The organism is Haliea sp. (assembly GCF_040222615.1).
Taxonomy (GTDB): Bacteria; Pseudomonadota; Gammaproteobacteria; order Pseudomonadales; family Halieaceae; genus Haliea.
Genome location: NZ_JAVKCQ010000227.1, coordinates 1 through 7,409, shown reverse-complemented (window position 1 = coordinate 7,409; position 7,409 = coordinate 1). Strand labels below are relative to the sequence as shown.

Here is a 7,409-nt window from a genome sequence, read left to right as displayed (position 1 = left end):
TATTGATGGGGCGTTGTTTGCACAAGGTGGCACTATAATTTTGGAAGGCGGTGAAGTAATACTCGACCGGGTGAGTGCAAACCGACGGTTATTTATAACTGGAGCGACATCAAATGATAATTTACCCAGCATATTGTCTATGCAAGATACAGATACTAATTCAATTACATTAGCAAGACTGTCATTGAAAGAATGCAAATTTCACGGAGCACATAATCTAAGTTCGCTTTCACTAGAATCAAGTACTGAGCTGCATTTTAGCCCTCAATTTGCCAATGTGAAGAGACGATGCATAGCCGAAGAAATTCAATGGAGATCAAAAAGAAGACACATCACTTCTAAGCTCTGGCTACGTCTAATTCCAAAGAAGGACGATAAGGCCAGGCAAGAATGTAGGGAAATTATACCTCTTTCACCAAGCCAGATTGCGGTGTTGTATCGGGATTTACGGAGAGGGCTTGAAGCTAGAGCGGATCAGCCAGGAGCTGCTGATTTTTATTATGGTGAAATGGAGATGCGCCGCCACGATAGTGATACTTCTCTCTCTGACAGATTGATTTTGACTCTATATTGGCTAACTTCTGGATATAGTCTTCGAGCATCGCGCTCATTCTTGATGTTATTTACTTTGGTTGTAATAGCTACAGTGGCGCTACAGAAGTTTGGTTTTACTAATGGCCCTGTTGGCTGGTCGACAGCGTGGCTCTATGTTCTTAAATCAGTATTGCCTGGCTTCAAAAGTACTGCCGTAACATTATCGCTTATTGGCGAGTGTATAGAGATAGCTGTCAGATTTGTCAGCCCTATATTGTTAGCACTATTTTTTCTAGCCTTGCGAGGCCGTGTTAAGCGATAAATCTGGTCTAACAAAGCGCTGCTATGAGACAACTTTTCCGCTGCGCTTCAAAGTTGCCGCAGAGCGCGGCGTTACTCAGGAGCATTAATGAAGCGAGCAATTTTTGCTTGTTTTAATGTTTCTAGTCGTCTGCGCTTCGGATCCTTATCATTTCGCCTGTCAGACCACTTCGCTGATTGAAGCGCAACCGGACGATGAGAACAAAATTTGCCGGGCGCAGGCCTGAGGTGTAATTCGAACGTAGCACCAGCGTAGCACGGACGGAAAGCCGGCAGCAGGAAGCCGAAGGGATCACCCTTAACTATTTGAATTAAAAGGAAAATAATGGAGCTGGCGAGAGGAATCGAACCCCCGACCGGCTGATTACAAATCAGCTGCTCTACCTACTGAGCTACGCCAGCCAAAAGACACTGCGGGACAGCTGCCTCTCCCGCGGGGGCGCAATGATAGACAATGGCCCCGGGTGATGCAATAGCACCCGGCCGGCCACACCTCGCCGGCCACACCTCGCCGGCCACACCTCTACACCAGGACCCTGTCCCGCCCGTGCGCAGCCGCCATCACCTCTAGCCCGTCAAAAACCAGATCCGGAACCCATTCTCCCGCTCCACCCAGAAGGCGCTGCAGCGTTTCGGCGCCACCGCCGCACAGGTACAGGCGGGGCCGCGGCTCACCGGCCTGCTCCAGCGCCACACGCACTGCCGCTGCCTGGGCCAGGGCTATGCCGTGCCGCACCGCTTCCGCCGTGGACGTTCCCGGCGCCAGGTCATAAACCGCCTCCTCGGCAAAGCGCACCCGGTCGGTGTCCAACAGCAGGGCACGCTCCATCAGCGAGGGGCCGGGAATGATGTAGCCGCCCTCGTGGCGACCGCCTGCAGCCACCAGATCGATGGTGAGGGCCGAGCCGGCATCGACCACGCAGAGCCGGGCCGGCTCCCGGTGCCAGGCACCGAGCATCGCCAGCCAGCGGTCCACACCCATGCGCAGGGGCTGCTGATAACTGTTGACCAGGGTTCCGGTACGCGCCTCACTGCGGGCAAACCAGGGCTGCACCTGCCAGCGTTCCTCCAACATGGCACTCAGGTGCCACTCCGCCTCCTCACTCGCCACGCTGGCAACCCAGATCGCTTGCACTGCGTCGCTGCAAGCCAGCAGGCGTAGGCGAGAGCTGTCATCGTCCCGGCGATAGACACCACGCGCCATGATCTTGGCACCGGACACAAGACGCCACTTGGCGCTGCTGTTGCCCACGTCGAATTGCAGGCATCGGGCGGCGCTCACGGTGCTGCCCGCAGTGAGATTTCGCCGCCATAAATCGGCCTTAAGCCCAGCGTGGTCTCCAGTTGCAGCGCGCCGCGCTCATCGACGCCGCGGGCAATGCCGGCCTGGCGCTGCTCCCCGCTGTGCATGACCACCGGCGTATCAGCGAACGCATCCAGCGCCATCCAGGCTTCGCGCCAGGGTGCGAAACCGGTGTGGGCAAAGCTCGCCGCCAGCGGCAGCAGTTCGTTCAGCAGACTGGCCACCACCGCATTGCGCCCCGGCGGCCTGCCACCCGAGAGCGTGGCGAGGTCGGTCCAGTCCTGGTCGATACCCTGTGCTGCTGCCGAGGGCATGGCAACGTTGAGACCGACCCCGATCACCACCTGGCAACGCCCGGCGGCATCGCCGGCCATTTCCAGCAACACACCGCCCAGCTTGGCGCCGGCGTGGAGCAGGTCGTTGGGCCACTTCAATTGCAGCTGCGGCAGAGCCAGGTGCGCCAGGGACCGAGCCACCGCCACCCCCACCGCCAGGCTCAGACCCTCGAGCGCAGCCGCGCCTTCGTGGTACTCCCAGACCAGGGACAGGTAGATGTTGCGTGCGTAGGGACTGACCCAGTCCCGGCCCCGGCGACCGCGGCCGGCAGTTTGCTGCTCGGCGCTGCACACCAATCCCGGCCCACCGCCCGCAGCGACCCGGCGCAGGGCCTCGGCATTGGTGGAATCGACGATTTCCAGCAGTAGCAGTTCCCGCACCAAACCCAACACGGGGGCATCCAGACCGGCGCGGATACTGGCCTCATCCAGCAGCTCCACGCCTCCGGGTATGCGATAGCCACGCCCCTTGACCGACTCCACGGCCAGACCCAGTTCCTGCAGGCGATTGAGCTGCTTCCAGACCGCGGTGCGGCTCACCCCCAGGGCGGTGGCGAGGTCCTGGCCGGAATGGAATTCACCGTCCGCGAGCATGGGGATTAGAGTTGTCTTGGGCATCTGCGCCGCTGCCTGCCGATTGGTGATTTGAAGCGTGGATGATAGCAAATACCGGCGCGGTTCAATTGTACAAACGCCACAATTGGTCTCGAAGCCCGATTCAGGGGACAGTAGGCACATCCCTGCGGCCAGATTGCGACCGCAATCGTATTGCCCCCCCGACAATAACAACCGGAGACTTCACCATGCACCATCTCGATGACGCCACCCTGCGCGCAGCCGCCGACAAACTCATCCGCGCCCACCGACAGGCCTCCATCGACAACGAGTGGACCTTCTTTGTCGACGAAATCTACGCCCGCGACTGCGTCTACACCTGCGAGTACGCCGGGGTCATGAAGGTCGTGGCCAACGGCAGCGACGAGATCAAGGCCACCCACTACGGGCGTGATATGCAGGTGGGCTGGGAGGGCTGGACCTTTCCCTACATGGGCGTCTACACCGGCAGCGACAACAGCCTGGTGACCCACTGGATGAATCGCGGCCCGGGCCAGCGGCCAGATGGCGGCTATTACGAAACACCGGGCATCTCCTTCATCACCCTGAACGCCGAGGCGAGAATAGTGCGCCAGTTCGACCTCTTCGACCTGGCCCACCAGATGCGCCTCTGTGACGAACTGGATGCGGCGGGCTTGCTGTCGCCGGCACTGCAGGAAAACTGGGTCCAGCCCATGAAGGCCCGGCTGCGGCAGCAACTGGGCGCAGACTGAAGCCACTCCACGACCTGCGAGCCCTCCGCAAGATGCCGCGACGCCAAGGTGACTGTGACAGAAGCAATACGTTTACGTTAACGTAAACTTGGTCTATAGTTAGCCACCACCGGATTGAAAAGGGGCGCACGGTACGTGGCCAAAAGCACCTACACCATATCGGAGCTGGCCAACGAGTTCGGGGTCACCACCCGCACCATCCGCTTCTACGAAGAGAAAGGCCTGGTCCACCCCCGCCGGGAGGGTCAGAAACGCCTGTACAGCCCCGCCGACCGGGTTCGCATCAAGCTCATCCTGCGCGGCAAGCGCATCGGCATGAGCCTGCGGGAAAGCGTCGAGCTTATCGACATGTACGACCCCGAGCACAACAACCGCGACCAGCTACACTCCCTTATACGCACCGTCCAGGACAGGCGCGCCCGCCTGCTGCGCCAGAAGCAGGACATCGAGGACATGCTCGCGGGCCTCGACGAAGTACAGGCCCTGTGCGAGCGCGGACTGGAGGACCAACAGTGACCAGATTACCAACCGACAGGATGCAGCGATGAATACCGGCTACCCCACCCTCGACTTTGGCCTCGGCGAAGAACTGGACATGCTCCGCGACGCCGTCTACCAGATGTGCCAGAAGGAAATCGCCCCGCGGGCGGCGCAGATCGACCGCGACAACCAGTTCCCCGCAGACCTGTGGCGCAAGTTCGGCGACATGGGCCTGCTGGGCATCACCGTGGACGAGGCCTACGGTGGCTCCAGCATGGGCTACCTGGCTCACAGTATCGTGATGGAAGAGATCAGCCGGGCATCGGCCTCGGTGGGACTGTCCTATGGCGCCATGTCCAACCTGTGCCTGAACCAGATCCAGAAGAACGGCAGCGAGGAGCAGAAGCAGAAGTACCTGCCACAGCTCTGCAGCGGCGAACACGTCGGCGCACTGGCCATGTCCGAACCCAACGCTGGCTCCGACGTGGTCAGCATGAAGCTGCAGGCGCGCAAGGACGGCGACACCTGGTACCTGACCGGCAACAAGATGTGGATCACCAACGGTCCCGACGCCGACGTCTACATCATCTATGCCAAGACCGACCCGGCGGCGGGGTCGAAAGGCATTACCGCGTTCATCGTCGAGCGCGACTCCCCCGGCTTCTCCCGCTCGCCGAAACTGGACAAGCTGGGCATGCGCGGCTCCAACACCTGCGAACTGGTCTTCGACAACACCCCGGTGCCGGCCGAGAACATCCTCCGTGGCGAGGGTCAGGGCGTGAAGGTGCTGATGTCCGGCCTCGATTACGAGCGCACGGTGCTGTCCGGCGGACCGGTGGGCATCATGCAGGCCTGCCTGGACGAAGTCGTCCCCTACCTGCACACCCGCGAGCAGTTCGGCCAGAGCATCGGCCAGTTCCAGCTCATGCAGGGCAAGCTGGCGGACATGTACGCGGATCTCTCCGCCAGCCGCGCCTATCTGTATGCGGTGGCAGCCGCCTGCGACCGCGGCCAGGAGAGCCGCAAGGACTGCGCAGCGGTCATCCTCTACACCGCGGAAAAAGCCACCCAGATGGCCCTGCAGGCCATCCAGGCCTTGGGTGGCTTCGGCTACACCAACGAGGCCAACACCGGGCGCCTGCTGCGCGACGCCAAGCTCTACGAGATCGGCGCCGGCACCTCGGAAATCCGCCGCATGCTGATCGGCCGCGAGCTGTTCAACGAAACCGCCTGACCGGAGCGCACGTCATGACCGTACTGCAATCACGCCTCAATCCCCGGGACGAAGGTTTCCAGGCCAACAGCGAGCACATGCAGCGTCAGGTCGAGGACCTCGGCCAGCTGGTCGCGAGCCTGCGCGAAGGCGGTGGCCCCAAGGCCCAGGAGCGGCACCTGTCCCGCGGCAAGTTGCTGCCCCGACAGCGGCTGCAGGCGGTGCTGGACCCGGGCTCGCCGTTCCTGGAGCTGTCCCAGCTGGCGGCCTACAAGGTCTACGAGGACGACGTCCCGGGGGCCGGCATCATCACCGGGATCGGCCGGGTCGCCGGCCAGGAGTGTATGATCTTCGTCAATGACGCCACCGTGAAGGGCGGCACCTACTACCCGCTGACGGTGAAGAAACAGGGCCGCGCCCAGACCATCGCCGCCGAGAACGAGCTGCCCTGCATCTACCTGGTGGATTCCGGTGGTGCCTTCCTGCCCCTGCAGGACGAGGTGTTCCCGGACAAGGACCACTTCGGCCACGCCTTCTACAACCAGGCGCGGATGTCCGCCCGCGGCATCCCGCAGATTGCCGCCGTGCTCGGCTCCTGCACTGCGGGCGGTGCCTACTTGCCGGCGATGGCCGACGAGTCCATCATCGTCAGGAATCAGGGCACCATCTTCCTCGGCGGACCGCCGCTGGTGAAGGCCGCCACCGGGGAAGTGGTCAGCGCCGAGGAACTGGGCGGTGCAGATGTGCACTGCCGCACTTCCGGGGTTACCGACCACTATGCCAACAACGACCACCACGCCCTGGAACTGGTGCGTCGCGCCGTGGGCCGCCTGAACCGGGTCAAGCCGGTGACCATGGATCTGCGCCAGCCGGTGGAACCGCTGTACGACAGCAGCGAAATCTACGGGGTCATTCCCAGGGATACGCGCCAGCCCTATGACATCCGCGAAGTCATCATGCGGGTCGTCGACGGCTCCGAATTCGATGAATTCAAGGCCCTCTACGGCGAAACCCTGGTCTGCGGCTTCGCCCGCATTCACGGCTACCCGGTGGGGATCATCGCCAACAACGGTATCCTGTTCGGCGAATCCGCAGTCAAGGGCGCGCACTTCGTCGAACTCTGCGCCCAGCGCAAGGTACCCCTGGTGTTCCTGCAGAACATCACCGGCTTCATGGTCGGCAAGCAGTATGAAGCCGGCGGCATCGCCCGCCACGGCGCCAAGATGGTCCACGCCGTCGCCTGCGCCAACGTGCCCAAGTTCACCGTCATCATCGGCGGCTCCTTCGGCGCCGGCAACTACGCCATGTGCGGCCGCGCCTACGAGCCGCGCTTCCTGTTCATGTGGCCCAACGCCCGCATCTCGGTGATGGGCGGCGAGCAGGCCGCCGGCGTCCTCGCCACGGTCAAGCAGGAGCAGCTGGCACGGGACGGCGAGAGCATGACGGCAGAGGAGGAGCGCGCGTTCAAGCAGCCGACGCTGGACCTCTACGAGGAACAGGGGCACCCCTACTACGCGTCGGCGCGACTGTGGGACGACGGGGTGATCGACCCCGCGGATACGCGCATGGTGCTGGGGCTGGCGATTTCCGCGGCGCTCAATGCACCCATTGAGGAGACACGCTTCGGCGTGTTCCGCATGTGAACATTTGGTGCACTGGAATATGAGCTTCGAACTCGGGCGCGGCGCCAGTTGGGGCCTGATTTGCGAGCGAAATTCACGCTACGTGCATTTTTTCCCGAAAGCCTTCAAGCGCGATGTTCGCAACGGAGTGCGGAAGTGGAGGCGGCGGGGGGACGGAGAGGGGCAGGCGGGACCGTGGGCCGCCCAGGAATGGCCGCGCCCGGCCGACAATGATTGAAATTTGGGGTGTGCCCCCCGCCCCGCAACCGGGAG

At 62.0% G+C, this 7,409-nt stretch carries 7 protein-coding genes and 1 tRNA gene; 5 read left to right on the top strand and 3 right to left on the bottom strand.

Features of this window, described 5'->3' with window-relative positions; translation table 11 throughout:
* Positions 1-856, top strand: an 856-nt coding sequence (locus tag RJQ10_RS18030; protein WP_350148773.1) for a hypothetical protein, incomplete at its 5' end; no start/stop codon positions are given.
* A 325-nt stretch (positions 857-1,181) separates the two neighbouring features.
* On the opposite strand, the gene RJQ10_RS18025 is transcribed toward RJQ10_RS18030, so the two are convergent.
* The 3 genes from RJQ10_RS18025 to birA all read right to left on the bottom strand — a co-directional run bounded on the left by RJQ10_RS18025 (position 1,182) and on the right by birA (position 3,111).
* Positions 1,182-1,257 (bottom strand) — tRNA-Thr (locus RJQ10_RS18025).
* A 121-nt stretch (positions 1,258-1,378) separates the two neighbouring features.
* Positions 1,379-2,137, bottom strand: a complete 759-nt coding sequence (locus tag RJQ10_RS18020) for a type III pantothenate kinase (protein WP_350148772.1) — start codon at positions 2,135-2,137, stop codon at positions 1,379-1,381.
* Complete coding sequence (gene birA / locus RJQ10_RS18015) at positions 2,134-3,111, bottom strand: bifunctional biotin--[acetyl-CoA-carboxylase] ligase/biotin operon repressor BirA (protein ID WP_350148771.1); 978 nt, start codon at positions 3,109-3,111, stop codon at positions 2,134-2,136. Before birA ends, RJQ10_RS18020 begins: the two co-directional genes overlap by 4 nt.
* Positions 3,112-3,296: 185 nt before the next feature.
* Here birA and RJQ10_RS18010 point away from each other — a divergent pair, with 185 nt between their 5' ends.
* The 4 genes from RJQ10_RS18010 (at position 3,297) to RJQ10_RS17995 (ending at position 7,157) form a co-directional block, all read left to right on the top strand.
* Positions 3,297-3,821, top strand: coding sequence for a nuclear transport factor 2 family protein (locus RJQ10_RS18010; protein WP_350148770.1), 525 nt, complete (start codon positions 3,297-3,299; stop codon positions 3,819-3,821).
* A 135-nt stretch (positions 3,822-3,956) separates the two neighbouring features.
* Positions 3,957-4,337, top strand: a complete 381-nt coding sequence (locus RJQ10_RS18005; RefSeq protein WP_350148769.1) for a MerR family transcriptional regulator — start codon at positions 3,957-3,959, stop codon at positions 4,335-4,337.
* Between the two features lie 28 nt (positions 4,338-4,365).
* Positions 4,366-5,535, top strand: coding sequence for an isovaleryl-CoA dehydrogenase (locus tag RJQ10_RS18000; protein WP_350148768.1), 1,170 nt, complete (start codon positions 4,366-4,368; stop codon positions 5,533-5,535).
* A 14-nt stretch (positions 5,536-5,549) separates the two neighbouring features.
* A complete protein-coding gene (locus RJQ10_RS17995) occupies positions 5,550-7,157 on the top strand; it encodes a carboxyl transferase domain-containing protein (RefSeq protein WP_350148767.1) in 1,608 nt (535 codons plus the stop codon).
* Positions 7,158-7,409 lie beyond the last annotated feature (252 nt).

Coding starts and splice junctions, on each gene's coding strand:
- birA (WP_350148771.1), bottom strand. CDS start 3,111: ATGCCCAAGACAACTCTAATCCCCATGCTCGCGGACGGTGAATTCCAT.
- RJQ10_RS18010 (WP_350148770.1), top strand. CDS start 3,297: ATGCACCATCTCGATGACGCCACCCTGCGCGCAGCCGCCGACAAACTC.
- RJQ10_RS18000 (WP_350148768.1), top strand. CDS start 4,366: ATGAATACCGGCTACCCCACCCTCGACTTTGGCCTCGGCGAAGAACTG.
- RJQ10_RS17995 (WP_350148767.1), top strand. CDS start 5,550: ATGACCGTACTGCAATCACGCCTCAATCCCCGGGACGAAGGTTTCCAG.